Here is a 26,431-nt window from a genome sequence, read left to right on the forward strand (position 1 = left end):
CCATCTCGACGGAGACTCTGTCGGCGCAGAGAGTAGTGGCGTCGAGGTCCCAGCCGTGGGAGAGCAGAGTCAACAGTTCAGAGGGGCGCGGCCGTCTTGGTTCACTGGACCAGCCGCAAGTGACGTATGGGTGCTTCGAGCGTGATCGATGTTCCTGTGTTGCTTCCTTGGCTCAGATCGGGTGCCGGGTGCCGGTCTGCTGCGAGGTGCTTGCTGAGGGTCCGACCAGCCTTCTCGATGGAGCTCTTGTCCGGGTGCAGATAGCGCTGGGTCGTGGTGATGTGTCCGTGTCCGGCGATCTTCTGGAGGACGTGGATGGGGACGCCGGCGTCGGCGAGCCAGGTGAGGCCGGTGTGCCGGAGGTCGTGGCGGCGCAGGTACTCGTAGCCGAGGCTAACGACGACTTCGTCCCAGTGGGTGGCGTCGCGCAGGATGGCGGTGGTGATGCGGCCGCCGCGCGGGCCGGTGAAGAGGCGGGCCATGGGGTCGTTGCCGACGACGTTCATGCGCCGGTTCACGAGGTCGCGGATCTCTTCGATGATGGGGACGGTGCGCCGCCGTTTGCCCTTGGTGCCCTTGTCGATGAGGCCGCCGGGGGCGGTGGTGGTCTGGCGGCACAGGTCCCAGGTCCAGTCGAAGCGGTTGATGTCTTTGACGCGGACGCCGGAGACCTCGCCGATGCGGGCGGCGGTGCAGGCGGCGAAGCGGACGATGTCGCCCCAGCCGCGGTAGTGGTTGTGGGAGCGTTCGACCAGGGCGTTGGCGAGTTCGTCGAGGGCGTCCCAGTCGGCGAGGGCGAGGGATCGGGGGTCGTCGAGTTCGTCCTCTGCTTTCTTGTAGAGGCGTTGCCAGCCGTTGATGCGTGAGGGGTTGAAGTCGATGAGGCCGTCGCGGACGGCCTGCTCCATGACGCGGACGAGCGGGGCGAGGCTGTTCTTGACAGAGGAGACGCTGAGCCCGTCGGCGATCCAGGAGTGGAGGGCCCGGTCGGTGATGCCGTTGGTGATGTTGGTGACGGGTATGTGGCCGATGACCGGGACGACGCGCAGTTTCCAGCCCGCGGTATAGGGGTCGAGGGTGGTGGTCTCCAGTCCGCGCATCGCCAGGCCCCAGTTCTCGTCGCCGTAGTCGGCGAGGGTCATGGTGAGGGTTCTGGGGGTGATACCGCGTCCTGCGGCCCGTTCCATGCGGGCGATCCATGCTTCGGCCTCGGCCTCCGTGGGGACGGAGGCGGAAGCGGACTTGCGGCCGCCGCTGTTGGGTTCTGTCCAGCGCACGCGGGCGCGGTAGCGGAACTCCGGGCGGCGATCGGGTCGGTGCTCGATGTCGGTGGTGAGCTTGACACCCATCGGGATGAGCGGGGTGCGGTCGGACATTCAGGCTGCCTCGGATGGGTCGGTGCGCTTCTGGGCGAGCCACAGCTGGGTGTCGGGGATGCTGTAGAGGTAGAGCCGGGGCGCGATCTGGACGAAGGGCGGGCCTTGCGGGGGAGTGGCGGAGCGCCAGCGCCGCAGGGTCGAGGGGTCGACCTTCAGCAGCGAGGCGAGTTCCTCGGTCGAGTACCAGCCGCTGTGCAGGAGGTCGAACTCCGTTGCCGGGTCGGGTTCGTGCGCGGGGCAGGCGGCGATGGCCGGAGTCGGGTTCGAGAGCCGGTTCGTGGCGGGGATGTGGGATCGGGCGTGCATGGTCTCCCTCTGCTGGGTGGTGGAGCCGCGTGGGCTCGGCCGGGCACGCCCACAGTCACCTGTCCGCCTGGACGGGCGGAACAGGGTTTGGCGTGCTGGATGGGGCAGACCGTATGCACGCCTGGTTGTGTGAAGCGCGTCGAGATTCGGCGGGCAGGCCGGGTGGGAGGCGACCTGGCGTCTGCGATCGCAGAAGAGCGTCTGTCACTGTCGGAGGTCGCTGCAGGTCGGCCCAGGGCGGGAGCCGATTCTTGGTGCCGGCTGCGATGCGCGCTGCGGATGGCGTCCTTGTCTGGTGGGGTGCGGTCGGGCTGTCCTGGCGATGCTTCGGGGTACCCTGAAAGTGGCGGTAGACGAGGAGCTTCGGACACGGTCTGTGACGAGGTAAGGGGCGCTGCATGGTCGGTGCCTGACGTCCCACCGCAGCTAACTCAAGAGCTGCGGACTTTTAATCCGTAGGTTCAGGGTTCGAACCCCTGGCGGCCCACCCGACGCGAGGCCAGGTCAGATGCTGTCTGACCTGGCCTTATTCGTGCCCGTAGCGGTTTGGGGCTCGCTCGCGCCGCTCGGGATAGTGCCCGGAATGCCGGAATTGTGGACCAGTGCGGGGACGGTGCGGGGACGACGCCCCCGAACCGCCCCCTCGGACCCCCTTTCCACCCACGTCCACCACCCTCCAACCGGCCCCGGACCCGTCGTGCTACGTCACGATCCGTGGATCAAAATCCCCGCAGAGCTGACGCGCCGATGGGGCCGGTTCCAGACTGTCCGGATGAAGACGCTCGACTACGGCCAGCTCGCGGAAGCGATGAGGCACCCGCGCCACCACGAGATGCAGCAGGACCTGGTGCCGCTGATCGAGCAGGTGCGTGCCTGCCACAGCGAGCGGGACGGCTACGAGGTGCAGGCCGAACTCCTGGGTCGGCTCCTGGCGGTGGAAGAGGACCGGTTGGCCTTTAGCCAAGCGGTCAAGCGGATGAAGAAGGGTCTCGCGCCGCAGCCAGGAGCACCGGAGCCGGCGTCGGGCCGCGACCCCGGGGAGATCGACACTTGGATCTTCGAACGCGACCTGTGCGAGAGGCTCGGTCGGCAACTGCGCAGCCTGGGGGACTCCCTGGCCTGGCGGGCGTTCAACTACGACCGCCGTGTCCTGCTCTCCTGGTGCCGCAACATGCCGTCGGGCATGGTGGCGGGGAAGAAGGGGCTGGCGGCCGAACTCGCCTTCGTCGAGGAGCAGTGGCGAGAGCACGGCCGGTTCGCTCTGATGCACGACCTGACGAACTGCCTGCGGATCGGCGACGTCACCGTGTGGGACCCGGAGGCCGGCCCGCGGATCGTGGAGATCAAGACCAGCGAGCGCCACCGGCAGTCCAAGCAGCAGCGCCGGATCGACGCCGCCCACGCAGCCCTCGACGCCGGCGGGAACCTGCCCGGCGACCACCCCGACGAGCGAATCCACGACCTCGGCATCCCGCTCCGCACCCACCTCGACCTGCTGGGCTTCGCGGCCGAGAGGGCCGCCAGCGAGGCCGTGTGCGCGCTGAAGGTCCCCGGTAGCCGCGCGCTGTGCGTCGTGGACGTCTACGGGATGCACGCGCAGGGCTGGACGGACGACGAGTTCGGGGCACAGCTGGAGAAGCAGTGGCGGGCCGCGAAGCGGCGGGCGGGCATCGACGCCTCGCCCGAACTGAACATCCAGTTCAACAGCTTGGACTCGGCCGCCCGCGACCCGCTGCGGGTTCCCTGGGCCAGCTACCCGCTGCACCCGGTGCTCTGCGCCCGCCTGATCGGCGACATGGCCGTCTTCACCGTGGAGACCTCTGGGCCGCGGCTCGCCGACGACCTCACCGGCCGCGGGCTGCCTGCCACCTGGGTGCGGTTCCCGGCGCCTGACGGACCGGTGCAGCCGGGGGAGGTCGTGATGGAGATCGACACTTCCCGGTCTCTCGCCACCGGCCCCGGGGGCAGCCTGATTCTGCAGAAGAAACTGCAGGCCCAGCGCTCCGAGTTGGACCGTTACATGATCGAGCTGATGGATCAGGACTCGTGGGTGGCCGGCATCCGGCACCTGGCTCATGCTCCGGACATCTCCAGTCGACCCTGGCCGGTGTTCCGCGACGAGCACCTGGTCTGGTGCTGACCGACCGGGGCGGCTCGGGCCTGTGCTACCTGGGGTCGGCGCGGACTGCCAGCCGGTGGGGTCGAGCGTGAGCGCGGCGTCGGCGATCCGCTGGGCTGAGGCGGTGTGAGGGCCGCGCGGCAGCGGTCGATCTTGCCCTGCACGGCGGGGATGCCCGCGGCGCGGTACTTGGCGGCGCGCAGCAGGCAGTCGAGCTTGTCGGCGTCCTTGGCGCAGCGGGCCTCGGGGGTGGTGCCCTCCTCGAACTCGGCGATCGCGTCGGCGAAGAGGGACTGGATGGCGGGGTGGGCGGTCGCGGTCTGGTCGGCGACGACCTTGCGGGGGTCGGCGGCGGTGACGTACTTCCGGGTGAGGGGGGTCAGGTCGCCGGTGCGGCCCTCGGAGATGCCGTGGAGGGCACCGAGCAGGGCGGTAAGGAGTCCGGTGGACGGGGAGCAACCGGGGCCGGAGACCACCTTCGACCCCGGCAGCCTGCTATGCGGCGGCTGACCCGCTCTCCTGCTCGCAGCCGCCGTCCCCGGCCGAGGGGCGCAGTTGTGTCACCCGCGCCATCGCCTCTCGAAACGCGCCCTGCACCGCCACCTCGTCCGTCCCGCGAGCCGCGACTTCCACGATGCCGCGCAGGCCGTGCCGCAGTTCCACCGAACCGACGGCGGCCTGGTCGGTGAACTGCTCGGGCTCGAACTCGAACGTCGCCTGCCGACGGAGCGGCAGTTGGTAGAGGGTCGCGCCGGTCCGGCGGTCCAGGCCGGCGGCAAGGGAGTAGACCTCGCCGTGCCGGGGCTGCCGGTCCCACAACCGCCCCCGCCCGAACCAGCGGGTGCGCCGCTTCGGCATCTCGACGGCCGCCTCGACCAGCCCGGAGTCCTCGCGCGAGACGACGTTGTTCCAGAGGTCGACAAGGGCCTGCGCGTCCTCGGCGGAGGTCATCGCGACCTCGATCCCACCGAACACCAGCAGGTAGACCAGCGGGGCGCTGCTGGCGGCGCGGGACTTCATCGGCACCAGGGCAGCGGCCTTCTCCGCGCTTTCCCGGTCGAGGGAGGGCAGCACCGAGGTGTAGGTGTCGGCGGTCAGCACGATGGTGGAGTGCCCGAGGACCTCCTGCACCACCTTCAAGTCCGCGCCCGCGCCCAGCAGCAGGGTCGCCGCGAGGTGCCGCAGGTCGTGCAGGCGGACTGGCGGCAGCCCGAGCTTGGCGCACAGCAGCTCGAACCGGTCGGTGAGGTAGTCCGGGTGGACCTCGGTGCCGTCCTCGCGGACGAACACCTTCGTCGTCACCGGCCACGGCACCCCGGCCTCGGTGGCCTCCCGCCGGGCCTCGGCCATGCGGTCGCGGTGCTCACGCAACTCCTGGAGGGTGTGGCTGTCGAGCGCGATCGTGCGCTTGCTGTCCGCCTTCGGGTCCTTCTCCAGCTTCTTGCCCTTCACCGTGACCACCTGCCAGTCGACGGTGATGACCGCGGTCTCCAGGTTCGCCTTCGGCCACTCGAAGCCGGCACCCTCGCCCCGGCGCAGCCCGCGGAAAATCGCCAGGTGCCAGAACGCCCGCAGCCAGTCCCCCTCGATGCCGTCCAGGAACCGGCCAGCCTGCTCGGGGGTCCACACCATCACCTTCGAGGGCTTCTCGCCGGTGCGCTCCCACTCCGCGACCCGCTCCGGCGTCCACAGCAGCGCCTTCGGCCGCTTGCTCGTCGGCAGCTCCACCAGGCTCGCCCAGTTCCGGCTGATCTTGCCGGACTTCACGGCGGCGGTCAGCGCGGAGCGCAGCGTCGCGCGGATGCGGTGCATCGTGGCTGGTTCGACGATCCGCATCTGCGGGTGGTGCTGCCGCTGGGGGATCTGCGGCTCCGGAACCGGCGGCGGTGGGGCATCGCGCTTGGGCCGACCCGGCTTGCGGCCGTAGAGCTTCTTCCACTCGGCGTGCTCGGCGCGGGCCTGGGCGATCAGCGCCAACTCGTACGCGATGACCATGTTCCGGGCCTGGATCGCGTCGAAAAGGTCGGCGATCGGCTCGGCGGTCAGGTCCTCCAGCTTGATGCGGCCGAGCGCGGGGATCAGGTAGATCCGCAGGTGGCTTTCGTAGGCGCTGGCGGTCGTCGCCTCCAGCGTCTTGCGCCGCTTCAGCCAGTCCGTCAGGTACTCGCCGACGGTGGTCCGGTGGTCGATCACCTCCTTGCGGTCGACCTTCCCGATTACCTTCCTCAGAGCCTCCTGGGCCTTGTCCTGGTCCTCGAACCCGCCCTTGCGCTCCCGGTTGCGGGTGCCGTCCGGATTCGGGGCGAGTTCAAGGAAGTACCACCAACTGCCGTGCGCCTTCTTGCCTTTGAGTTTCGGGCAGCGGGAGCCGAGCTCGCGCTTCTTCGGCTTGCCGCTGGCGTCGAGTACGGGCTGGCCGGCGTGGTCGAGTACGGGCTCCCGGCAGGTGCAGCGGCGGTAGACCCGTCCGGCTCCAACGTTGCTCATCGGCGGGTCACCTGCCGAGTGCGCGGGCTCGGGTTGTGCATGGTCACAGCTCTCAATCGGCGTCCGGGTCCGCCAGCTCTGGCGGAGGTCATGGGCACGCCCACAGTCACCAAGTCCGTGCCGATCAGGGCACAGACCGCCTTGTGGGTAGGGAAGTTGGCGAGACCGTACGGGTGCTGTTCGGCTTCGGTCGCGTCGAGCGTGGACGGGCCGGGCGTCTGTGCTGCTGGCTTGGACGGGCATGGACGGGGAAGGACCGGGATGGAGCTAATGCCCTGCCCGGGAGGGGCAGTTGCCCGACATCAGGCCCTGGGTGGCGGGCGGTGCCCACGACCCGCAAGGACGCCATCTGCGACATGCATTGGCTGTGATCTGCACGAATATGGCCCCCGGTGTACCAGCGGGACCGGGTGTAGCGCCCGCCGGGACGGTATGGGCCGGGGGTGGACGGCGGGACGCTAACCCGCCCCGCACGCCAAGGTGCGGGGCATGGACACCACGACCGCCGCACCGGCCCTTCCCGACCCGCAGGTCCGCCCGACGATGACCGTGCCCGAGGCCGGCCGACTGCTCGGCCTCGAACGCGCGGCGAGCTACAACGCCGCCCGCCGCAAGGAGATCCCGACGATCACGGTTGGTCGCCGCCTGCTGGTGCCCACCGCCAAGCTGCGCGCCCTGCTCGGCCTCGACACCACCGACACGGCCGCCTGACCATCCCGTCCCCGAACGCCGCGCCGGACCGCGAACCCGGCGCCCCACCCTGGTAGGAGAGCACAGGCATGACCTGGTTCGCCGTCGGCGACACCACCGACGACCACCCCAAGATCCTCGCCGCCGGGAACGCCGCCGTCGGGCTGTGGGTGCGCTGCGGGGCCTACGCCAGCGCCCACCTGACCGACGGGCTGATCCCGGCGGCGCTCGCCGCGAAGAACGGCACCGCCACCCAGATCGCGAAACTCCTCTCTGCCGGCCTCTGGCACGAGGCCGGCCACGTCTGCGGCGGCTGCCCGCAGCCGGGCGAGGGCGAGTACGTGATGCACGGCTACCTCGAGGCCAACCCGAGCCGCAGCCAGGTGGAGGAGCGGCGGCGGCGCGCGGCGGCGAAGAAGCGCCGTCAGCGAGGCGACGAGCCCGATTCTGAAGCCGATCCGGCGGCGAACCCGGAGCCCGCTGACGGCGAACACCCAGGCCAGCAAGGCGAGTCCCCAAGGGACGGTCGGGGTCCTCGCGCGCGCCCGGCCCCTGCCCTCCCCTCCCGCAGGGAGGGGGCTGGTGTGGGTGCTGAACGTGCAGGTGGGTGGGGGGCGGCACGCCGCCACCCCCTTCCCGACGACTTCGCCCCGGATGCTGCAGGGCTGGCCTGGGCGGTGGCCGAGGGCCACGCCGACCGGCTCGGCGGCCCCGGCGGGCTCGCGGTGGTGACCGCGGCGTTCGCGGACTGGCACCGGGGCCGGGCCACGCTCGGCGCCAACTGGCAGGCCCTGTGGCGCAAGTGGGTGCGGGAGCAACGCGAGTGCCCGGGCGCGGTCCGGCCCGCCCGGCCCGCGCCGAGCGCCGTGGGCCCGGCCGCCGGGGCGCGAGCGACGCTGCCGGGGTCAGCGTCGCCGAGCGGTTCGCGGCGATCGAGGACGAGATCGCGCAGGACCGGGAGCCGACGCCGGAGACGAGGCCGCTGACGCTCGTCCCGGACCGGCCCGGAGGCCGCGCACCGCGCGCAGCCGCACCGATGCCCGGCCAGCACCCGCTGATGGCCGCTCTGCCGGGCGGGCGCGCCCGCCAGCCCGACCCGGTGGACGTGCTGATGGTGATCGCCGACCACGGCCAGGCCAGCGCCGTCGCGCAGTTCGGTTGGCGGGCGGTGGCGGCGCTGCTCGCCGCCGACGGCCCGAAGGCGGGTGAGGGATGAGCGTCCTGCCGCAGCAGGGCCTACCGCGGTGCCGGCGCTGTGGGACCCCGGTGCACTGGACCATCACCGCCTCCGGGGCGCGGCTGGCCGTCGACGCGAACCCCTGTGCGATGGGCAGCACGGCGGTCTACCGGGACGGCATCGGCACGATCCGCTCCCGGCGGCCGACGGCGGAGCTGCCGCTGCTGCCGTACGAGCGGCTGCACCTGCCGCATGTGGCCACGTGCACCGCCGATGCCGTACGGCGCAACCCTGGCCGCCGCCGGGCGTCTTGACAGTGTGCGGGCCGAGAATGCCGCATGCTGCGGTGCGGCCGGGAGGAATGGACGACGAAGGAAGGGCGCGTGGTGCAGGAGTACGGGGCGGTGCTGTCGGCGCTGCGCGGCTGGGGGAACGTCCGGCCGACCGAGGGAGGGTGGCTCGCCCGCTGCCCGGTGCACGACGACCGGCAGGGCTCTCTCCTGGTGCTCGCCGCCGGAGACGGCCGCGTGGAGCTGGACTGCCTCGGCGGCGACTGCGACCCGCAGGACGTGGCAGCGGCGCTGCGGCTCGGCCCGGAGAACGTCGTGGTCGCGCCGCCGGCGTTCGAGGACGGGCCGGGTTGGCTCTGGCCCGGGTACGTGCCGGAGGCCGGAGTGACCGTGATCGACGGGGAGGACGGTACGAGCGCCCTGGTGGTCGCCCTCGACGTGGCCGCGCGGATCGCGCAGGGCAGCACCCTCCCGGACGGCCAGCAGCACCGGCAGGCCCGCGGGGTCCTGGCGCTCGCCTCGCCGCAGAACGCCCAGCGGATGACGGAGATCCTGGCGGTCTCCGGCCCGGGGGCCGACCGGATCGAGGTCGTCGAGGTGCTGGGCGGGCGCGGCGGGCAGCGGGGGCTGCGCCTTCCCGCCGACGCCGACCGCCTCGAACAGCTCCTGCGCGAGCGCGCCCCGGACCTGGTGGTGCTGGACCTGATGTCGCTGTGCCCCTACCGGATGCCGGTCGGCCGGGCGCTGCGCGCACTGGCGGACGTGGCGGCCCGCCTCGGCACGGCCGTGATCGCGGTGCGGGAGGCCTCGAAGCGGTCGGGCTGGATGGCCGCGCACCGCGCGCAGGAGGCTGCCCGGCCCTCGATGGCAGCCGCGGTGCACCTGGTCGTCGCCGGAGCCGACGGAGCGCTGGCGCTGGTGCCGGTGCATACCAGCCACTGGACGGTGATGGGCGGCCTGCAGTTCCAGGCGCCGGGCCACCGGCCGGTGGTGTGGAGCAGCCGGTTCCCGCACGGCAGCGGCCAGGCCCTCGCCTGGGCGGACGTGCGCCGGCGCCGTCCGGCGAGCACCAACGCCCGGGACCTGCTGTGCAGCCTGCTGTCGGCCGGACCGGTGCCCACCCGGGACGTCCTGGCGGCGGCGGTCGCGGCCGGCCTCGCACCGCGTACGGTGCAGCGGGCCCGGCAGCAGCTCGGCGTGGTGGCGTCGAAGACCGCCCGGGGGTGGGTGCTCTCCCTGCCGGAACAGGGCCCCTCCGGGGGAGGGGCCCTGGTGGGGGGTCAGTGAGTCGGCTGCGGGCTGCGGGGGACGCTCGGGGCCGGGTTCGGCTCGGGCAGCAGGGTCTCCGTTGTGGACGCGCTCGGCGCGGGGGCGGCGACGGTCGGGGCGGTGACGACCTCGGTGGCGGTGGCGGTGGCGGTCACGGTGATCGTGACGGTGACGGTCGGGGCGGGCTCCAGGGTCGGGATCGAGGCGGGCTGAACGGTCGTGGTGGGCACCGGGGCCGCGGTGACCGTCGCCGGGGCGGGGACGGTCGGGGCGGTGGAGAGGGCGGTGGGGGCCAGGGCGGTGTCGGCGACGGCCGGGACGGGCAGGGCCGGGGTGTTCAGAGGGGCGGTCGCCGGGGCGACCGGGGCGGTCGCCGGGCGGGCGCTGACGAGCATGCCGCTCGTGAAGGCGGTGGTGACGGCGAAGGCGACAGCGGCGTGACGGGCAGTCAACCGGTTGGTCAGGGCCATCGTGAAGGTCTCCTCGGGTAGGGCCGGGGGTTCGCGGTCCCCGGCTGGCGGTACCAGCCTCGCAGAGAAACAGACTCAAGTCTATAAAATTAGCTAAGGTAAATTCACCCTCGGCGCGACACCGCGCAGCAGCTGCGGCAACCTGACCCACCGACCGACACCGACACCCCGGGGGAAGCGTGAACAGGCCACTGCCCGCGGTCGCCGCCCGCCGCCCAGGCAGGCTCGGCCGCCGCCTCTACGCCGAACTCGCCGACGCCACCCCCGCCGTCCGCCGCCGCTTCTACACCACCCTCGACACCGCCGACTGGGCGGAAGTCCTCGCCGCCGCGGCCACCGAGGCCGGCACCCCCTACGCCCTGTGGGCCGACGACCCGGTCGGCTTCGTGGAAGACGTCCTCGGCGAGAGCCAGTGGAGCCGCCAACGCGACATCCTCGAAGCCCTCATCGACAACCGCCGCGTCGCCGTCCCCTCCTGCTTCGGCTCCGGCAAGACCCACATCGCCGCGAGGGTCGCCGTCTGGTCCTCCGTCGTCCACCCGCCCGGCACCGCTCTCACCGTCACCACCGCCACCCGCGCCCGCCAGGTCCAGCGGCAGATGTGGCCCCACATCCGCCAGGTCGTCGCCCGCGCCGGCCTGCCCGGCGAAGTCGGCGTCACCCAGTGGAAGATGCCCGACCACCACGGCTCGGACGTCGTGGTCGCCTACGGCTTCAGCGCCCCCGACCACGACGAGGCGGCCGTCCAGGGCATCCACGCCCCGCGGCTGATGTTCATCGTGGACGAGGCCGGCGGCATCGGCCGGATCATCGGCGCCGCGATGCGCGGCGTCCTCACCGGCGAGCACACCCGCGCCCTGCTGATCGGCAACCCCCCGACCGACGACGAGGGCTCCTGGTTCGAGCAGACCTGCAACGACCCGGCCGTCCTCGTCCTGCCGATCAGCGTCTACGACACCCCGCTACTGTCCGGCGAGCGCACCCGCCGCTGCCGCGCCTGCCCCGCCCAGGCCCCCGCGCACCTGCTCGCCACCCACCTCGTGGACCGCCAGTGGGTGGACGACACGATCCGCGACCACGGCGAGGACGCCCCGTTCGTCCAGGCCAAGGTCCACGCCCGGTTCCCCCGCGGCGGGCAGGCCCGCGCGATCCCTGCCTCCTGGGTCGAACGCGCCGCCGACAGCCCCGAACCGGACGGCCCCGGCTACACCGCCCTCCACACCCTCGGCCTGGACGGCGAGACCAGCCCCAACCGGGTCAAGCGCGGGGCGTGGATCAGGCTCGGCGTCGACGTCGCGGCGGACGGCGGCGACGAGTTCGTGATCGCCCGCTCCGTCGGCGACCTGGTGGAGCTGCGCCACAGCACCGCAGGCCAGGAGAACGCAGACCCCGTCGTCGTCGCCGGCGTCGTCCTGCGCGAGATCACCGCCGCCCAGCGCCTCGCCTCCACCCTCGGCAGCACCGCACCCGTCCGGGTCAAGATCGACGGCGTCGGCCTCGGCTGGGGCGTGGCCGGCCTGCTGGAGGCGTGGCGGCGCGAAGGGCTCCACTCCGCCGAGATCGTCGCGGTACTCGCCAGCGAGGGAACGGGCCGGGACGACGAGGCCGCGACGCTGCGCCCCGGGACCAAGCGCGACGAGATGTGGCTGGCCATGCGGTCGCTGCTCTCCCCCAACGGGCAGGGCTCGCTGCGGCTGCGCGCCGACCGCCGCACCCAGGCCCAGATGTCGGCGCCGAAACTTGAAACCAACTCCGCCGGTCGGACCGTCATCGAGTCCAAGCGCTTCATGCGGCGGCGCGGCGTGAGCTCACCGGACCGGGCGGAGGCAGTCCTGCTCGCCCTCTACGAGCCCCACGTCGCACGTCGGCGCGTGCGCGTCATCGCCTGACGGCCCATCAGTAAAATCCGGCATTAAGGGCCAATGTGATTTGCGCGTAATGAACCATCAAAATATTGGTGTTGACAGGCGAGTTGGGGCGCGGATTGGATTCGCTCCCTGAGCGCGATCATCGAGTCCGGCGGGGGGACGTTCGGACTGTTGGCATGTTCGCGCCTTGCCAAAACGCGCGCTGATCCAGCAACAGGGGGGCAGATGCCATCGCTTGCGCGTCTTACCGGGCTGCCGGAAATCGGCCTGGCCAAATTCCCCGACACCCCCTCCGCCTGCCTCTCCCGAAGGATCGACGCGGTCTGGCCCCTGCGCCCAGGGGACTGCACACCCAAGCGAGGGATTTTGGCCCAGAGCCTCGCCGTTGCAGACCTCCAGGAGTGGGCTGACGCCTCCCTCCACCAGCTCGCCCATCGTGCCGCCGCTGTCGGTGTGGCGGCGCTTGCCGTCGCCACCGACAACGGCGACGTGCCCCCAGCTCTGGTAGGCGCGCTGATGGCCCTGCGGGTGCCGCTGCTGACCGTCCCCACCGAAACCTCGTGGGTCGACGTTGCGGAAGCGGTCAGGCGCGAGAGGGCGGAAGACCAGCGCCTGGCCGTCGGTTGGCGGGACTGGCTGGCCAGCCAGCTGCGCCAGGCGCAGGACGGCCGACAGGTTGCCCGGATCGTGCGGTGGCTGGCCACCCAGGCCGGCATCCGCGTCGCCTTGATCGGCAGCGACTCCTCACTCCTGGCCGCAGCCCCCCAGCTCGCTGCCCGGGCCCTCCCTGCCCTGGCGGACACGATCCAGCAGATCGCCTCCGGGGCCCTCCAGTCGGCGGCTTTCGAGGAGAACGGCACCCGAAAGCGTCTGCTCGCTGTCGGCGGCGGGCAGACGCGGGCCGTCCTCGTCCTGGCCAGGGACTCCCCGTTCGACCGGACCGCCAACCAGATCATCAACCGGACCGTCGACCTGCTCGCCCTGCACCTCCTGGTCGAGGACGTCAAGGCCCGCCAGGACAGCCACCATGCCGCGGGCGCGGCGCTGCGCGCGGCCATCCTGCAGCTACTCATGGCCGGCGAGGCAGACGTTGCCGGGAAGGTCGCGGCCAGCCTCTACCCGGCAGGCCAGTTCCAGCACCCCGTCGCCCGCCTCTACGTCCTGGAGGGGCGGCCCGACGACCGCGACGACCTCCTGAAGGAGTGCCAGCGCCGGGTCGGAGCCCTCGCACTTGTCAATCCGTGCACAGATTTCGCCGAGCACGTTCTCGTGGTCGCGCCGCAGCCGTGCGCCACCCACGAGGAGGACGGCGGGGTCGCCGAGGCCCTGCACGCGCTGGTCGCCGAGCAGCCCCGCCGCTACCTCGGCAAGAGCGACATCCGGCCGATCGCCGAGACGAACCAGATGTACCGGCACGCCCTGCGCTCGCTCACCAGCGCCCGGTTGGACCGCAGCCGCACCGCCGTCTACGACCAGCGCGGACGGTTGCCAGAGCTGCTGAACTATCTCCGGCCCGGGTGGTCCCGTGTGGTGCTCGGCCCGCTCTTGGCGGAGCCGGCACCAGAGCGGGACCTCCTCCTTCAAGCCCTCAACCTCGCCCTGCACACCTCGGTGCGCGAAGCTGCCGAGCTGATCGGCGCCCACCGCAACACTGTCGCCAGCCGAGTCAGGGCAGCCGCCTCCATCCTGGATCTCGACCTCGACAGCATCCGCCACCGCGCGGTGGCCGCCGTGGCCCTCGAGGCCTTCGGGTTGGAGGGCCCGCGCGACGATCTGGAGCCGGTCGAAGTGGTGGAGGACCTGAGGGACTACCTCGTGGGGTCCGAGGCCCAGGCGTGGCAGAGCGATCTTCTCAGCCCTCTGCCCGCGGACCTGGCCGAGTCGGTGAAGGAGTGGGTGCTGGCCGACGGCGACACCGCACGGATGGCTGCCGCGCTCGGTGTCCACCAGCAGACTGCCCGCAAGAGGTTGAGGGGGGCGACCCTCCATGTCCAGCGGGATCTGCTCGGTCATACCGCCGACGTCTACGACGTCGTCTTGGCGGTGGCCAGCCACTTTGCCCTGCCGGTTCCTCTTCGCCGCGGCTGAGCACCGGCGGGCGACTTCGGAAATCGGCCTGCCCCCGCGTTGGCGGTGGCCAGAGCGCCATTGCGGACCGTGAAGCGTGAGTCCGAGTGCGCGGTAACTTCCAGTGAAGTACGCGCCTCGGCTCTGCTGCCACCATGCCCTCAGCAAGAGGGTCAGATCAGTTAAATAGCGCCATAATCGGTTATTTGAGGGCGCTTAAAGGTTACGGAAGCGTACGGCCTTGTCTCTCTAGGTGAGCATCGAGGTTGACCGTGGTCACTCCGGGTCGCTACAGTCCGTGATGGCCGCGGGCCTGGATGGGTCGAGATCACATACGGTTAGTACTCGATGTGCAATGGTGACACCACGCCTGTGCATTGAGCAGATTCCTATCGCGGCGACCGCCATCTACGGTCGATCTTGGGGGGGATTCCCCGGCATCTAGTGCCAGGAATGGAGGGGGAGTTGAAGACTTTTGCCGTGCTCGGGTCAAGTGGGCGCGCATTGCGAATCGCTCAGCGAATCGCCGCAACGCGCCGCCCGGTTCGCACCTGGGACGTCAGTGGATTGAAGATCACCGGGATATCACGATGCCCGACGCCGCGAGAAGCAGCAGACGGTGCCGACGTCCTGTTGACCCTCATCGAGGACGCCGACGAGCTCCACGAAGCACTCACTGACCCGGCCGCCGGCGCGCTCAACGCCCTCAGCGCCGGAGCGCAGTGGTTTCACCTGTCGTACACGCCGTTCGGCGAAGACACCTACGTCCTCGCCCGCCAGCACGGAGTCACCTGCCACCACACCCCGGTACACGACTCCGCCAGCACGATGGTCGTCATCGGCCCCGCCGCAGACGACCTCCATACCCGGGCCATCTGCGACACACTCCTCGGCACGATCGGCCCCATCGCCAACACCGGCACGGAAGTCGCCCACCTCAGCGCCAGCGCGCTGCCCCGGCAGGTCAACGACGCACGAATCCTCCCGGGCATAGACGAACGCCACTGGGACCTGGAGGCCGCCGTCCTCGTCCTAGGCAGAACCGCCGCACCCTGCCGCTGACGAACACCCGCCCCTTCGAGCACCACCCGAGGGCCACACGCGAGGCGAGCACCCCGCGTCCCAAGAGACCCGCACCACACGACCGGGTCCACCCAGAACAGGAACAGATCTACCGCTGCTTGGCGACGGGCGCACCGACACCGCGTCCGTCGGCGAGGGGAGTGCAGCATGACTACGACGAACCCGACGACCGACCACACCCCCAACCCCGACACCGTCCACGAGTGGGTGATCGCCGCCTACGTCCCCGTCGACACCCAGGGAGCCGCCTACGCCCGCCGCCGCGGGGTCTACCGCATCCCGGCCACCACCAAGATCCAGAGCGCGGACGTCATGTGCATCCGCTGCCGCCGCCCTTACGACGAGGTCAGCGAGCAGCCCTGCGCCGGCACCGACCCGATGCTCCACGGTGGCCCGGTCGGCACCCGCAAGCGCCGCCCCGCGGCCGAGTACCCCCACCAGGTAGCTGCGGCGGACAACTTCCGCAAGCCGGACCCGCGTGGCCCGAACAACCGGATGCGCCAGCCGCCGCCGGGACGCTAACCCGCGTTCTGCCTAGCCTGCCTGCCGTGACCACCCCCAGCAGGAACCAGGCCCACCTGACCGGCGACGTCGCGCACCCGAGCCAGCAGCGGGTACGCGACGTCGCCGCGCTCGTACTGCTCGTCCTCGGCACCGTCGGCCTCAACGCCGCCGCCTACGCCACCGACGTACGCCTCGGCATCGCCTGCACCAGCCTGTCGGCGCTCGGCAGTGCCGCCGCCCTCGGCCAGACCGACGAGGAGTAGGAGCCCCATGCCCCGCCGCTGGTTCCCCACCCTGCGCCGCCCCGCCCCGGCCGTGAAGTCCCTCCCGGACTTCTCCCCGGGCTGGACGCCCGCCGGCGTCGACCGGGCCCGCCCCTGGTCCGTCGACCGGGCCGTGCGCGACGGCATGGAGCGGGCGGTGTGGATCTACAAGGCCGTCGACACGATCTCCAACCACGTCGCCGACCGGCCCCTGCGGGTGCGGCCGCGCGGCGGCACCTCCGACGAACCGCTGCCGCCGTACGACGCCCACCCCCTCTACCGGGCGATGAACGTCCGGGCCAACCCCGCCGAGGGCGCGTGGACGTTCAAGAAGCGCGTCAGCATGCAGCTGCTGCTCTCCAAGCGCGGCGTCTTCCTGGAGCCCACCTTCAGCCGCGGAGGCGACCTGCTGCGCATCGACCTGCTGCCGCCCGGCCGGACCCGGCCGGTGCCGTCCACCGGCAACGACCTGATCTCCCACTTCGAGACCGTCACCGTCACCGGCGAACTGCGCAACCTCGAGGTCGAGAAGGTCCGGTGGATTCGCAACCCCCACCCGCTCGACCCGTACAGCGGCATCACCCCGCTGGAGGCCGCCGGCCTCAGCGCCGACCTCGACTTCTACACCCGCCACTACAACCTGAGCTTCGTCAACAACGACGCCCGGCCCGGCGGCGTCATCGGCATCGACGGCGACATGGACGAAGCCGAACTGCGGTTGCTGCGCGCCAAGTTCGGCACCGGGCCTTCCGCGGCCGGGGGCTGGACGGTCCTCAGCGGCGGCAACGTCACCGTCGCCGACACCTCCATCACGCCCCGGGACATGGCGTACGAGACCGTTGCCGCGACCTCCAAGGTCGAACTCCTCGCCTCCTTCGGCGTCCCGGAATCCCAGCTCGGCAACGCCTCCGGCCGCACGTTCGACAACGCCCGCGCCGAGAAGACCACGTTCTGGGAGATCACGATGCCGCCGCACCTGCGGCTGATCGCCGACGCCTTCCAGGACGACGCCGGAGAGGACAACGAGGTCTACTTCGACACCTCCGACATCGACGTGTTGCGCGAGCCCCGCAGCAAGCGCCTGACCGAAGCCCGCGAAGAAGTCGCCGCCGGCGTCCGCTCGATCCGCTCCTACGCCGAGCTCGCCGGATACGCCGACGAGGTGGAGGACACCCCGCAGACCCGGGCCCTGTGGATGCCCTCCGGCCGCACTGCGCTCCCCGCCAGCTCCGCCGACGCCCCCGCCCTCGAAGCCGCACCCCCGAAGACCACGAAGGCGCTCGCGTCCGGCACCGACCTGCCGCTCGACACCGCGGCCGCCGACGCCTTCCGCGCCCGCCTGGACGAAACCCTCCAGGCCCTCGCCACCCGCTGGACCGAACGGACCGTCGCCCGCCTCAACTCCCCCCGGCACCGCAAGGGCACCCGCCACTGGGACGACCGCGGGCACGCCGACCCGCGCGCCGGCGCCAAGCAGCTGCCCGCCGAGCAGGCCGTCGACGCCGCCACCTGGCAGCAGGAAGCCGCCCAGGCCCTCCAGCCCCTCATCGAGCAGGCCGCCGAGGCCGCCGCCGACGACCTGCACACCACCGTCGGAACCACCGGCACCCCCGTAGCCGTCTGGCCGCTGCTCGCCCCGCTGCTCGCCGACTCGCTCACCCACCAGGCCCACGCCCTCACCGAGCAGATCACCCAAGCCGACCGCGACGGCAAGGCCCTGGCCGCCATCACCGACACCGCCCGCAGCTGGGGCCGCTCCCTCGCCACCTGGGCCAGCACCACCGCCAGCCGCCTCGCCACCGCCACCGTCGAGAGCGCCCGCGACCAGGCGGCCACCGCCAGCGCCCGAACCGGCCTCGTCCGCCGGTGGGTCGCCCACGACGACGGCCGCACCCGCCCCGACCACGACACCGCCGACGGCCAGACCCAGCCCGCGGGCCACCCTTTCACCATCGGCGACGACCTGCTGCGCCACCCGGGAGACCCGACCGCCCCGCCCGGACAGACCGTCAACTGCCGCTGCCGCCTTGCCTGGCGCATCGAACGCTGACACCGCCGGACGGCCCACCGCACCCCGTGTGAGGATGCAGCATGACCACCGGAACACCTCCGAACGACCGGCAGCACCTCAACGAGGACTGGCTGCGCACCCGCCGCTGGGACGTCCGCTACCCCAACGGCGAGCCGGTCGACACGCTCGACAGCCTCGCCCAGGTGCTCGGCATCACCCGGCAGGAAGCCGCCCGTCGCGTCCTCACCCAGCCCTTCGGCAAGGCCGCGCCCCAGCAGCTCCGCGACGAAGCCGAGCAGCAGATTCGTAACGGGGCCTGAGCACCTACGAGAGATCAGTGAAGATCGAGCGCACTGCATCGGCCATCTGATCCAAGGGCCCGCCAGGTGCTCAAGCCGCGGCTTCGTCGGGGCCCTCGTCCTCCGAGTCCAGGAACAACCACCGGCGGACCACGGTGTAGCCGGGCGGAAGTTCGTTGCCCGTCAGCTCCCTGTATCTCGCCTTAGCAGCCTCGCTGGCGTGCTGACCGGGGGGGAGCCTACGGAGGAATGGGTCGCGGTCAGGATCGAGGGCGGACTGACGAAAGGCACCCGTCGTGTCATGGTTTGGGACTGGTGCCAAGCCTTCGATGTTCTCAGCCTCGTACGTCTCGCCCTCTTGTCCCTCGGGGCGCTGGGTAGCCAGGGCCGCGACCACACCCACACCTACGGTCAGGGCGACGCCAAGTGCGATGCGAATCTTCGGCTTGTGCCGCTGGTACCAGTTCCTTGCGGACTCGGAGAAAGAGGTGGACCCGCTGTCCTCGGGTGGTTCGCCGGGCGGCGTAGAGTCGTCGTTCACCCGCATAGATCTATCGAATCCACCCTGTTCCTGTCAGGTAATCACCTGACCCCGAAGCAGGAGTTCCGCGCGGAGCAGCTCAGGAAGACTCGTCCTGACCCTCGCCCAGATCCATGGCGACCACCCAGCTGATCCGCTCGTCCGGCTGCTCGATCTCCCGGCCCGCGATCAGGTCTTTCACGTAGTCCGGCAGACGGTACCGCTGCGGGGCGTCGGCACCTTCGAACTCGTCCGACACCATCTGGGTGAACGGCCAACGCACAGACGACGGGCCGTCATCGAATGCTTCACCGGAACCTCTCAGGCGCTCCGCCACGGCGGGGCTGGGCATGCTCACCCACTTCTCGCGGGGCAGCGTTTCGTACCTGAAGTAAGGCCGATCGTCCACGATGCCGGGGGCGGCCCTCTCCCTTGCCTCCTGGGCGGCCGCAGCTGCCTCCCGGGCGGCAGCAGCCTCGTCCGCCCGCTGGACCGCCTCAGCGCCTTCCCTGTCCATCCGCTCGAACCTGAACGCTGCCGCATCCAGGCCGTGCAGGCTGTCCACCGGGCCTTCGCAGAACAACCGGTGCCACGGCACGCTCTGGTTCCGCACCGGGGCGTAGCCTTTCTTGCCGTGGTCAAGGCGCGCCTGCACGATCCGTGCAGACACGATCGTGCAGCCCAGGTGGGCCTGCTGCCCAGGACCGTGGTCGCAGTCGGCGACTCCGAGCCCTGAGAGCGGCACCCAGTTCCGGTGGTTGTAGAGGACGTAGACCGGGATCAAGCCCTCCTCGTCGGCCGTCTGGATCAGCGCGTCGCACTGGCTGCGGCCCGTGGAACCGGCGGGCGCGTCGAACTTGAACGCCCCTCCGCGGCCGGCCCGCTTCGCCTGGACCCGCAGGCCGATCCCGAAGTCCCCGGAGTGCAGCCACCACTCCCAGTCCGACCCGTTCTTCGCCTCCTCCGCCGCCACGAAGCGGTGCGAGCGGATCTGTCGTTGGTGGAGACGGATCAGGTCGGTCAGGTTCCTCCGGGTCAGATCATCCTCGTGAGGGACCAGACGGCCCCCATCGAAGTAGTCATGAGCCTGGAGCTCGAACGTCCGCGCGGACAGCGCCCGGAACGTGTGGCACAACGATTGCCCCACCACGCTGCCCGGCAGATCCTCCACGGTGATCGCCGGGTTGAGCGGCCGGGAGCACCCCGGGCAGTAGTTGTACTCCGGACGAAGTGCACACCCGCAGGGACAGTTCACGCCCTCGCCTCTCGACCTCCGCGTCACTGGGACAACCGTAGTTCCCGAAGCTGACGCTAAGCACGTCGAACGGGACGCTTGCCCCTCCATCGAGACCGGAGGGGAGCACGTGCCCGTCATCGCCAGGGTTGTCCGGCTGCGACTCCGCACCAAGAAGCAGCCCTTCCAGGAGCACCAGCACCCGCGCGACGGCCACGGCCGGTTCGCCGAGGTGCCCGGGTCCGGGCTCGACCCGCTGCTGGAGCGCATCCGGACCGGGGCCGGCCAGCCGTCCCGCGCCCCACGGGCCGAGCTGCGGTTCGACGAGGAGCAGCACGGCCTGGTGTTCCGGGACGGACAGAGTGAGCGGGTCGCCCAGGCGTACAAGGCGAACGTGGTGGACGGGCTCACCGACGACCTTCGGAACCTGCCTGATGAGGCTTTGCTGAGCGGGCTGGACCGGGCGTCCCTCGGCCAGGTGGAGGTCGGCGCTCTGCACGCCTTCGAGGACCCGGCGACGGGCCTCGTCCACATGGCCGAGCCGGGCAGCACCGCGGCCGGGTCTTCGGCGCGGCAGATCGACGCCGACCGGGCGCGCGGCCTGCTGCGCCGGGACGCGGTCAACCGGGTCGTCTCCACGTGGGCGATGACGTCCAACGACGAGGACGCCCCGGCGCTGGCACTCCAGGACGCGGCCCGCGACCACTTCGGGCTGCAGCCCGTCGCCGACTGGCCGATGGTCGACCAGACCGCCCAGCAGACCGCCGAGCACCGCGCCGACTTCGGCGCCGGGCAGCAGGCGATGCTCACCGCGATGTGGGACCGCACCCAGACACACCTTGCTGAAGCACAGCTCGGCTACCTGGCCGTGTGGCGGGGCATCGCCACCCCCGACGGCCGCCCGCCCGCCGAGTGGGCCGCCGACGGCGACACCCTGGCCGACCCGCCGCTGCGCCCCCTGTCGGCGTTCTCCCTCGACCCGGACATCGCCCACGGCTTCGCCACCGCCGAGGGCCCCGGCATCGTGATCAGCGGGATCGTCCCCGCCGCCCGGGTGATCGCCACCCCGGCCACCGGGCTCGGGTGCCTGGACGAGTCGGAAGTCGTCATCCTGGCCGGCCCCGGTACCTGGCGCTGGGAGACGGCGGAGTGACCGGTCAGCCCGGCACGGCCCCGACCCGCGGTACCCGTCCCGGTCGGCTCCACCCGGATGCGGGCGGAGCCGACCGGCTGCGCCTTCCGGCGGTGATCCTGCGGCTTCGGCACAAGGCCGCTCGGTGGGAGGAACAGAGGCACCCACGCGACCACCAGGGCCGCTTCGCCGAGCACGTCGGAGCCGGCCACGTCACCCTCCCCGGCACCCGCACGGAGGGCCAGCGCGTCAGCACGGCCGACCTCCTCGGCAGCAGGTACCGGCCCGCCGGAACGGTCAAGGCCGCCATGTGCGACTCGCTTGCGCAGGCGATGAACTCGGTGTTGGACGACGTGCTGTCGGACCAGCAGCGCGACCGCCTCACCCGGGTCCGGGACGGCCGCCTTGCCGCATACCGCCCCGAGTCCGGCAACAACGGGTACGCCGAGTACGTCGAACAGGCCGACCTCGACAGCGGCGCCCGCCGCGAGCCGTGGGGCTACCAGCGGATGAGCAGCGAGGAGTACCACCAGTTCGTCCGGGCGGAGGCGGTCTCCCGGCTCGTGACCGGCTGGGCGTCCACCGCCAACGACCACGACCCAGACGCCCTGGCGCTCCAGGACGCCGCCCAGCGGACCTTCCACCTCGACGGCACCCTCGGCTGGAACCACGGCGACGACGACCTGGCCGCCGAGACCGACCGCGTCACCCGCGACCGCGGCCACGTCCTCGACACCTTCCTCACCGCGATGTGGGAGAACACCCAGCAGCACTTCGCCGCCCTCGGCGTCACCCACGTCACCGTCCACCGTGGCTTCACCGGCGACTACGACGACTCCCACCTCCAGGACCTCGACGGCCACGGCAGCGTCACCGGCCTGCCGCTGCGCCCCCTGTCCTCCGCCACCACCGACGAGGAGACCGCCCGCGACTTCTCCACCCAGGGCGGGGAGGTCAGCGGCTACCTGATCAGCGGCGACATTCCCGTCACCCGCGTCCTCGCGGTACCCGGAACCGGCATCGGGTGCCTGGACGAAGCCGAGGTCGTCATCCTGGCCGGTCCCGGGGAGTGGTACGCCGAGGAGGTGTATCCCAGCGACGACGACGGCTGGCACGACTAGGCGGCGCGACCCAAGCCCCGTCCGGCCCCTACCGTCACCCGCACCAACGAACGGGAGCGAGACGGTGGCAGGACGCACCCCCAGCAGCACACTCGACCACAAGCAGGCCGCCCCGCTCGGGGTCCTGGAGACCGACGACGACGAGGGCACCTTCACCACCCTCGTCTCCGTCACCGGCCTGCTCGACCACGACAACGACGTGATCGAGCCCGGCGCCTACGCCCGCACCCTTGCCGCAATGACCCCCAAGGGTGTCTGGTCGCACGACTGGAACGTGTGGACCGCCCGCACCGAGCACGCCGAGGAACTGCTGCCCGGAGACCCGCGGCTGCCCGCGGCCCTCCCCGACGGCACCCCCTGGCCTGCCGAAGCCGGCGCGCTCCTCGTCAAGGGCCGCTGCAACCTCGCCACCCAGGCCGGACGCGACATGTACGCCAACCTGCAGTTCTTCGCCCACCAGGTCCAGTGGTCGATCGGCTACAAGGTCCGCACCGCCAAGCGCGTCCGGGGTGCGCGACGCATCAGCGACCTCGACCTGTACGAGTACTCGCCGGTGCTGTTCGGTGCGAACCCCTACACCTCCACCCTCGACCTGAAGCAGCAGGGAGGGAAGGCCCGCGCCTACCTGTCCGACGCCGACCTGGAACTGGCACCGCTGGCCGGCACCCTGGAGGAGCGGATCGACACCATCGCCCGCGCGGTCGAGCAGCACCTCCAGCAGGCGACGGACGGTGACGGTGTCGAGGTCGGCACGGTGCAGATCATCGGCACCTACCCGGACAAGGTCGTCGCCACGGTGTGGGCGTTCACCGCCGACGGCTACACCTCGGCGGCCTGGGAGGTCCCCTACACCCTGGACGGCGAGGGCACCCCGACCGTCGGGCCGCCCGCACCGGTGCGCCTGGTGCTCGACGTCGAACAGGACGGCCCGGCCGCCGCGCTCGCGGCGCTCGCGCCCGACCTGGAACGGGTCGCGTCCCACATGAAGGTGCTCACCGCCGCCGCCGGGAAGGCCGGGCGGGTCCTGTCGGGCGACAACGCCGACCGCCTCGCCGCCGCCGCCCAGCACCTCGTCGCCGTCCTCGACGCTGCCGGCATCGAGTGGCAGAGCGCCCCCGCTCCGGACGAGGGCAAGGGACGGAACGTGGAGACGCTGAGCCCGGCGGAGATCGCCGCCGCGCTCACGCTGTTCGCTGACGCCACCGACCGCGGCTGAGCCCGCGCTGTCCGGCGGCGCGTGCCTACCGGCGCGGGCGAGGGGCGAGAACCCCGGCCGCCGGGCTGATCTGTGGGTTCCAGGTCCGCCCGGCCGCCGCCCCGGAGACCGTCGCCGACGACACCCCCAGCCGCGCCGCCAGCTCCGACACCGGGAAGTTGCCCCGGCCGAGCTGCTGCTGCCGGTATGCCTCGCGGGCCAGCGCCCCGAGATCGGCAGTCGCCCAGGCCGCCAACACCCGGTAGCCCTCCCTCACCCAGAACCGCACCTCGATCTCGCGCACCGCCTCCGGTAGACCGTCGGGGCCCGCAGCCCAAGCCGCGGGCGAGATCAGGTGTCGGGCGGCGTGCTCCTCCGCGTGCTGCACCGCAGAGTGCGCCTCCACCACCGGCGGCAGGCCGGTGCGGGCCAGCGCGGTCATCCACCCGCCGTCCGCACGTGCCAAGCACCCCCACGGCCCGCGGGCCTGCGCCAGCGGCCACAACCGCCACGCCGCCCACTCGTGCATCCAGCTCTCCGCCGCCTCCGGCGTGCTGCACGGCCCGAACGACTCCTCGGCGGAACCGATGATCCGCAGCGCCCAACCGGATTCGACCGGAACCACTTCCAACACCTCTCCACAAAAAGCGAGTTGGCGGACAGGGATGCCGACGGGGCCAGCGGCTCCCGCTGCTTCGATCAGCGGAAGACCAGGCTTCGGGAAGGGGTACACGCCGGCCTCCACGAGGGACGGCCGGGCTGACCGGCCGGTCCGACGCCGTGCCGGACTCCACCACACTCACCCGCAACAGCAGACAGAAGAACAGGCAACTTCCTCTAATTTCAATGGAGTTGATGATGGCGACTGCAAGTGCGCCAACCGGTAAGCCCTCAACGCGACACTAACGATCACCAGTTCCTACGGTGTGCCGATCGCCGTGGCGTCCCGGTGCTGACCGAGCGCACGGCGTGGACCCTTCCGTCCCGCGCTGGCGGGGTGGCCCGGCACCATCCCAAGGAGCGCCACACCGTGCCCACCACCGTCGACAACGCTCGACTCAAGGAACTGAACAGCGCGCTGCGCACCAAGGCGGCCGAACTCGACACGATCAGCACGGCCTTCACCGTCGAGGACGGCGGCGTGACCGTATCCACCGAGAAGGCCGCAGCGTTCCGCAAGGCCCTCGCCGACGCCCAGGAGATCAAGCAGCTGATCACCGACCTGGAGGGCGCGGCCGCCATCCAGACCTTCCTCAACGAGCCGGCCTCCAGCCCCCTCGCCCCCCGGGACGCCGCGCTGACAGCCCACCTCGCGGGCCAGAACGCGAAGTCCCTCGGCGAGCGGTTCATCGACAGCAGCGAGTTCAAGTCCCTCGCCGCCGCCGGCTTCCGCGGCTCCTTCGACCAGATCGTCACCATCGAAGGCAGTGGCCTCCACCAGCTCGCCCGCAAGGACGTGTTCAGCCGGTCCGCCGGCACCGCCGCCGTCCTTGGCCTCGGCACCCCGGAGCAGCTGGAGATGGTGCCCCGCCCGCTGCGCCCCGGCCGAATCCGCGACCTGTTCCCGTCGGAGACCACCACCGCCAACATCCTGTACGGCGTGCGCGTCACCGGCTTCACCAACGGGGCGGCCGTCGTCCCCGAGCGCACGATGGAGGTACCGGCCGGTGGCGGTGCCGCCGTCGAGGTCTACGCCCGCGCCCCGCAGTCGCAGCTCACCTTCAAGACCGTGCTCTACCCGGTCGCGGAGATCGCGCACACCATGCCGATCCACAAGAACACGCTCGCCGACGAGCCCCGCCTGCGCGGCATCATCGACACCGAACTGGTCGACGGCGTCAAGATGGTCGAGGACAACGAGATCCTGTACGGCCCCGGCGGCGACGACAGCATCACCGGCATCGTCAACACCCAAGGCGTGCAGACCTACGCCCAGGACGCCGCCGACAAGCAGACCGCCGCGATCCGCCGAGCCGCGACCCGCGCCGTGCTGGCCAACTACCCGCCGACCGGCATCGTCCTGCACCCCTTCGACTTCGAGGACCTGGAGCTGGAGACCGACGGCCAGGGTGCCTACCGGGTCGCGGTCAACGTGGCGATCGGCGCGCAGAAGATCGTCTGGCGGCTCGCCGTCGTCGACTCGATGGCCATCAACGAGGGCAAGTTCCTCGTCGGCAGCTTCGGGCTCGGCGCCCGTCTCTACGACCGCGAGCAGGTCGGCGTCCAGGTCTCGACCGAGAACCGCGACAACTTTGAGCGCGGCGTCGTCACCATGCGCGGCTCCGAGCGCATCGGCCTCGAGGTGCCCCGCCCCGAGTCCTTCGTCTACGGGACCTTCAAGGCGGCCGCCTGATGGCCACCCGCAAGCCCCCGGCGAAGACCACCGCCCCGGTGCCCGCAGCAACTCCGGCCCCGGAGACTGCTGCACCGGCGGCGGAGCAGCCCGCAACAGCCCCGATCCCGGCGGCGGAGGCGTCCGCCGCCGCCCCACTCGAACCGCCCCCCGCGCCCCCCGAGCAGCCCGAACCGCGCCCGGAGGGGCCGGTACCCGGCTTCACGCTCCAGGCGCCGGCGTCCGCCGCCGACAGCGAGCTGGTGGACGAGAACGGAAGCCCGCTCCCGGACGACCCCGGCGAGCTGTTCGACCTGACCCACCCGGAGTGGACCGTCGTCTTCCCCCGGGTCCGTATCTACGAGCGCCGGACCGTTCCCGGCAGCCGCCGAACGGCCACCCACCTGCTCTACATCCCGGCGAAGTCCGTTCCCCGGGCGGAGTTCGACCGCCTGCGGCAGGCCCGCGGCTGGGAGTAGCAGTTCGTACGGCGGGGGCCCCACACGATCGTGTGGGGCCCCCGCCGTACACGCGGACGCCTGTGCCCGCTGCCCGACGACGGCCTGGTGCTGTCCGCGGTGCACCAAGGCCTCCGGCGTGCGTTCGGACGTACCC

Annotated in this window: 26 protein-coding genes and 1 tRNA gene; 19 read left to right on the forward strand and 8 right to left on the reverse strand. The window is 71.6% G+C overall.

Annotated features, from left to right (window positions below):
* Window positions 1–101: 101 nt before the first annotated feature.
* Window positions 102–1,376, reverse strand: coding sequence for a site-specific integrase (locus HUT16_RS27095; RefSeq protein WP_176190663.1), 1,275 nt, complete (start codon window positions 1,374–1,376; stop codon window positions 102–104).
* On the reverse strand, window positions 1,377–1,685 hold the full coding sequence (locus HUT16_RS27100) for a helix-turn-helix domain-containing protein (protein ID WP_254898008.1): 309 nt from the start codon (window positions 1,683–1,685) through the stop codon (window positions 1,377–1,379).
* A 420-nt stretch (window positions 1,686–2,105) separates the two neighbouring features.
* Here HUT16_RS27100 and HUT16_RS27105 point away from each other — a divergent pair.
* Window positions 2,106–2,172, forward strand: a tRNA-Lys gene (locus HUT16_RS27105).
* 285 nt (window positions 2,173–2,457) lie between these two features.
* Window positions 2,458–3,825, forward strand: a complete 1,368-nt coding sequence (locus HUT16_RS27110) for a hypothetical protein (RefSeq protein ID WP_176190664.1) — start codon at window positions 2,458–2,460, stop codon at window positions 3,823–3,825.
* Here the strand turns inward: HUT16_RS27110 and HUT16_RS27115 are convergent.
* The gene (locus HUT16_RS27115) at window positions 3,759–4,280 is read right to left on the reverse strand and encodes an HD domain-containing protein (protein WP_176190665.1); all 522 of its coding nucleotides are present in this window, start codon (window positions 4,278–4,280) and stop codon (window positions 3,759–3,761) included. The two genes, HUT16_RS27110 and HUT16_RS27115, sit on opposite strands and share 67 nt — an antisense overlap.
* Window positions 4,281–4,299: 19 nt before the next feature.
* Window positions 4,300–6,291: a site-specific integrase gene (locus tag HUT16_RS27120; protein WP_176190666.1), complete on the reverse strand. Its 1,992-nt coding sequence runs from the start codon at window positions 6,289–6,291 to the stop codon at window positions 4,300–4,302.
* Between the two features lie 489 nt (window positions 6,292–6,780).
* On the opposite strand from HUT16_RS27120, the gene HUT16_RS27125 reads away from it, so the two are divergent.
* From HUT16_RS27125 to HUT16_RS27145, 5 genes are all read left to right on the forward strand, one after another.
* A complete protein-coding gene (locus tag HUT16_RS27125; protein ID WP_217712096.1) occupies window positions 6,781–7,002 on the forward strand; it encodes a helix-turn-helix domain-containing protein in 222 nt (73 codons plus the stop codon).
* 68 nt (window positions 7,003–7,070) lie between these two features.
* Complete coding sequence (locus tag HUT16_RS27130) at window positions 7,071–7,967, forward strand: hypothetical protein (protein ID WP_176190667.1); 897 nt, start codon at window positions 7,071–7,073, stop codon at window positions 7,965–7,967.
* Between the two features lie 71 nt (window positions 7,968–8,038).
* Complete coding sequence (locus HUT16_RS27135) at window positions 8,039–8,197, forward strand: hypothetical protein (RefSeq protein WP_176190668.1); 159 nt, start codon at window positions 8,039–8,041, stop codon at window positions 8,195–8,197.
* A gap of 50 nt (window positions 8,198–8,247) precedes the next feature.
* Complete coding sequence (locus HUT16_RS27140) at window positions 8,248–8,472, forward strand: hypothetical protein (protein ID WP_254898009.1); 225 nt, start codon at window positions 8,248–8,250, stop codon at window positions 8,470–8,472.
* Between the two features lie 69 nt (window positions 8,473–8,541).
* On the forward strand, window positions 8,542–9,735 hold the full coding sequence (locus HUT16_RS27145; protein ID WP_176190670.1) for an AAA family ATPase: 1,194 nt from the start codon (window positions 8,542–8,544) through the stop codon (window positions 9,733–9,735).
* Here the strand turns inward: HUT16_RS27145 and HUT16_RS27150 are convergent.
* On the reverse strand, window positions 9,729–10,169 hold the full coding sequence (locus tag HUT16_RS27150; RefSeq protein WP_176190671.1) for a hypothetical protein: 441 nt from the start codon (window positions 10,167–10,169) through the stop codon (window positions 9,729–9,731). The genes HUT16_RS27145 and HUT16_RS27150 overlap by 7 nt on opposite strands.
* Window positions 10,170–10,366: 197 nt before the next feature.
* Between HUT16_RS27150 and HUT16_RS27155 the strand changes: the two genes are divergently transcribed.
* The 7 genes from HUT16_RS27155 to HUT16_RS27185 all read left to right on the forward strand — a co-directional run bounded on the left by HUT16_RS27155 (window position 10,367) and on the right by HUT16_RS27185 (window position 18,303).
* Window positions 10,367–12,076 carry a hypothetical protein gene (locus HUT16_RS27155; RefSeq protein WP_176190672.1) on the forward strand — a complete coding sequence of 570 codons (1,710 nt, stop codon included), beginning with the start codon at window positions 10,367–10,369 and terminating at the stop codon, window positions 12,074–12,076.
* Window positions 12,077–12,280: 204 nt separating this feature from the next.
* A complete protein-coding gene (locus tag HUT16_RS27160) occupies window positions 12,281–14,143 on the forward strand; it encodes a helix-turn-helix domain-containing protein (protein WP_176190673.1) in 1,863 nt (620 codons plus the stop codon).
* 612 nt (window positions 14,144–14,755) lie between these two features.
* A complete protein-coding gene (locus tag HUT16_RS27165) occupies window positions 14,756–15,184 on the forward strand; it encodes a hypothetical protein (RefSeq protein ID WP_176190674.1) in 429 nt (142 codons plus the stop codon).
* Between the two features lie 168 nt (window positions 15,185–15,352).
* Window positions 15,353–15,727 carry a hypothetical protein gene (locus HUT16_RS27170; RefSeq protein WP_176190675.1) on the forward strand — a complete coding sequence of 125 codons (375 nt, stop codon included), beginning with the start codon at window positions 15,353–15,355 and terminating at the stop codon, window positions 15,725–15,727.
* Between the two features lie 26 nt (window positions 15,728–15,753).
* On the forward strand, window positions 15,754–15,972 hold the full coding sequence (locus tag HUT16_RS27175) for a hypothetical protein (protein WP_176190676.1): 219 nt from the start codon (window positions 15,754–15,756) through the stop codon (window positions 15,970–15,972).
* A gap of 7 nt (window positions 15,973–15,979) precedes the next feature.
* Entirely contained in the window at window positions 15,980–18,022 is a 2,043-nt protein-coding gene (locus HUT16_RS27180) for a phage portal protein (protein ID WP_176190677.1), read from the forward strand.
* 41 nt (window positions 18,023–18,063) lie between these two features.
* Window positions 18,064–18,303 (forward strand): hypothetical protein, encoded by a 240-nt coding sequence (locus tag HUT16_RS27185; protein WP_176190678.1) that lies wholly within the window; start codon window positions 18,064–18,066, stop codon window positions 18,301–18,303.
* A gap of 70 nt (window positions 18,304–18,373) precedes the next feature.
* Here the strand turns inward: HUT16_RS27185 and HUT16_RS27190 are convergent, their stop codons facing one another.
* Both HUT16_RS27190 and HUT16_RS27195 read right to left on the reverse strand, forming a co-directional pair.
* Complete coding sequence (locus tag HUT16_RS27190; RefSeq protein WP_176190679.1) at window positions 18,374–18,823, reverse strand: hypothetical protein; 450 nt, start codon at window positions 18,821–18,823, stop codon at window positions 18,374–18,376.
* A 79-nt stretch (window positions 18,824–18,902) separates the two neighbouring features.
* Entirely contained in the window at window positions 18,903–19,973 is a 1,071-nt protein-coding gene (locus tag HUT16_RS27195; protein ID WP_176190680.1) for a DUF6615 family protein, read from the reverse strand.
* A 193-nt stretch (window positions 19,974–20,166) separates the two neighbouring features.
* Here HUT16_RS27195 and HUT16_RS27200 point away from each other — a divergent pair, with 193 nt between their 5' ends.
* The 3 genes from HUT16_RS27200 (at window position 20,167) to HUT16_RS27210 (ending at window position 23,505) form a co-directional block, all read left to right on the forward strand.
* On the forward strand, window positions 20,167–21,189 hold the full coding sequence (locus tag HUT16_RS27200) for a hypothetical protein (protein WP_176190681.1): 1,023 nt from the start codon (window positions 20,167–20,169) through the stop codon (window positions 21,187–21,189).
* Between the two features lie 92 nt (window positions 21,190–21,281).
* Complete coding sequence (locus HUT16_RS27205) at window positions 21,282–22,289, forward strand: hypothetical protein (RefSeq protein WP_176190682.1); 1,008 nt, start codon at window positions 21,282–21,284, stop codon at window positions 22,287–22,289.
* 64 nt (window positions 22,290–22,353) lie between these two features.
* Window positions 22,354–23,505, forward strand: a complete 1,152-nt coding sequence (locus tag HUT16_RS27210) for a hypothetical protein (RefSeq protein ID WP_176190683.1) — start codon at window positions 22,354–22,356, stop codon at window positions 23,503–23,505.
* 25 nt (window positions 23,506–23,530) lie between these two features.
* Here HUT16_RS27210 and HUT16_RS27215 read toward each other — a convergent pair whose 3' ends face one another.
* Window positions 23,531–24,109 carry a hypothetical protein gene (locus HUT16_RS27215; RefSeq protein ID WP_176190684.1) on the reverse strand — a complete coding sequence of 193 codons (579 nt, stop codon included), beginning with the start codon at window positions 24,107–24,109 and terminating at the stop codon, window positions 23,531–23,533.
* 405 nt (window positions 24,110–24,514) lie between these two features.
* On the opposite strand from HUT16_RS27215, the gene HUT16_RS27220 reads away from it, so the two are divergent.
* The gene (locus HUT16_RS27220; protein WP_176190685.1) at window positions 24,515–25,837 is read left to right on the forward strand and encodes a phage major capsid protein; all 1,323 of its coding nucleotides are present in this window, start codon (window positions 24,515–24,517) and stop codon (window positions 25,835–25,837) included.
* Entirely contained in the window at window positions 25,837–26,295 is a 459-nt protein-coding gene (locus HUT16_RS27225; RefSeq protein WP_176190686.1) for a hypothetical protein, read from the forward strand. Before HUT16_RS27220 ends, HUT16_RS27225 begins: the two co-directional genes overlap by 1 nt.
* Window positions 26,296–26,431 lie beyond the last annotated feature (136 nt).

It is taken from the genome of Kitasatospora sp. NA04385 (assembly GCF_013364235.1).
In the GTDB taxonomy this organism is placed as follows: domain Bacteria; phylum Actinomycetota; class Actinomycetes; order Streptomycetales; family Streptomycetaceae; genus Kitasatospora.

Coding starts and splice junctions, on each gene's coding strand:
- HUT16_RS27130 (WP_176190667.1), top strand. CDS start 7,071: ATGACCTGGTTCGCCGTCGGCGACACCACCGACGACCACCCCAAGATC.
- HUT16_RS27180 (WP_176190677.1), top strand. CDS start 15,980: ATGCCCCGCCGCTGGTTCCCCACCCTGCGCCGCCCCGCCCCGGCCGTG.
- HUT16_RS27185 (WP_176190678.1), top strand. CDS start 18,064: ATGACCACCGGAACACCTCCGAACGACCGGCAGCACCTCAACGAGGAC.
- HUT16_RS27120 (WP_176190666.1), bottom strand. CDS start 6,291: ATGAGCAACGTTGGAGCCGGACGGGTCTACCGCCGCTGCACCTGCCGG.
- HUT16_RS27160 (WP_176190673.1), top strand. CDS start 12,281: ATGCCATCGCTTGCGCGTCTTACCGGGCTGCCGGAAATCGGCCTGGCC.
- HUT16_RS27170 (WP_176190675.1), top strand. CDS start 15,353: ATGACTACGACGAACCCGACGACCGACCACACCCCCAACCCCGACACC.
- HUT16_RS27225 (WP_176190686.1), top strand. CDS start 25,837: ATGGCCACCCGCAAGCCCCCGGCGAAGACCACCGCCCCGGTGCCCGCA.
- HUT16_RS27100 (WP_254898008.1), bottom strand. CDS start 1,685: ATGCACGCCCGATCCCACATCCCCGCCACGAACCGGCTCTCGAACCCG.
- HUT16_RS27095 (WP_176190663.1), bottom strand. CDS start 1,376: ATGTCCGACCGCACCCCGCTCATCCCGATGGGTGTCAAGCTCACCACC.
- HUT16_RS27135 (WP_176190668.1), top strand. CDS start 8,039: ATGGCCGCTCTGCCGGGCGGGCGCGCCCGCCAGCCCGACCCGGTGGAC.
- HUT16_RS27110 (WP_176190664.1), top strand. CDS start 2,458: ATGAAGACGCTCGACTACGGCCAGCTCGCGGAAGCGATGAGGCACCCG.
- HUT16_RS27125 (WP_217712096.1), top strand. CDS start 6,781: ATGGACACCACGACCGCCGCACCGGCCCTTCCCGACCCGCAGGTCCGC.